At 53.0% G+C, this 993-nt stretch carries 1 rRNA gene; it reads left to right on the top strand.

From position 1 onward, the window contains the following. Window positions 1-993 (top strand): 23S ribosomal RNA (locus NH26_RS24890); the annotation flags it as partial.

The raw sequence follows: 993 nt of genomic DNA, 5'->3' as shown, positions 1-993 counted from the left end.
TGGGGAAACAAGACAGTACAGAGCGGCTACGGCCAATTTGATAAAGATATGAAACGCTTCCAAGAAAACCTTCTACGATTATGTTATAGGATCCCGTACCCCAAACCGACACAGGTGGTCAGGGTGAGTAACCCAAGGCGCTCGAGTGATTCATGGCTAAGGAACTAGGCAAATTAGCCCCGTAACTTCGGGAGAAGGGGCGCCTACTTGTTTTGGCAAGAGGCCGCAGCGAAGAAGTCCAGGCGACTGTTTAACAAAAACACATGGCTATGCGAACTCGAAAGATTCAGTATATAGCCTGACACCTGCCCGGTGCTGGAAGGTTAAGAGGGGGAGTTAACTTCGGTGAAGCTCTGAATTGAAGCCCCAGTAAACGGCGGCCGTAACTATAACGGTCCTAAGGTAGCGAAATTCCTTGTCGGGTAAGTTCCGACCTGCACGAATGGTGCAACGATCTGGACGCTGTCTCGGCCATGAGCTCGGTGAAATTGAAGTAGCGGTGAAGATGCCGCTTACCCGCAACGGGACGAAAAGACCCCATGAACCTTTACTGCAACTTAACGTTGGCCGTTGGCCAGGAGTGTGTAGGATAGGCGGGAGACTGTGAAGGAGCGTCGCTAGGCGTTTTGGAGTCATTGTTGAAATACCGCCCTCTCCTGTTCGACGGTCTAACGAGTGTAAACTCGGACATTGTTTGGTGGGTAGTTTGACTGGGGTGGTCGCCTCCAAAAGAGTAACGGAGGCTTTCCAAGGTTCCCTCACGACGGTCGGCAATCGTCGGAAGAGCGCAATGGCATAAGGGAGCCTGACTGCGAGAGAGACATCTCGACCAGGCACGAAAGTGGGACATAGTGATCCGGTGGTACCGCATGGAAGGGCCATCGCTCAAAGGATAAAAGGTACTCTGGGGATAACAGGCTGATCTCCCCCAAGAGCTCATATCGACGGGGAGGTTTGGCACCTCGATGTCGGCTCGTCACGTCCTGGGGCTGG

It is taken from the genome of Flammeovirga pacifica (genome assembly GCF_000807855.2).
GTDB classification, from domain to species: domain Bacteria; phylum Bacteroidota; class Bacteroidia; order Cytophagales; family Flammeovirgaceae; genus Flammeovirga; species Flammeovirga pacifica.
Note: the sequence above shows the minus strand (reverse complement) of the source record. Positions and strands in the feature narration are given on the sequence as shown.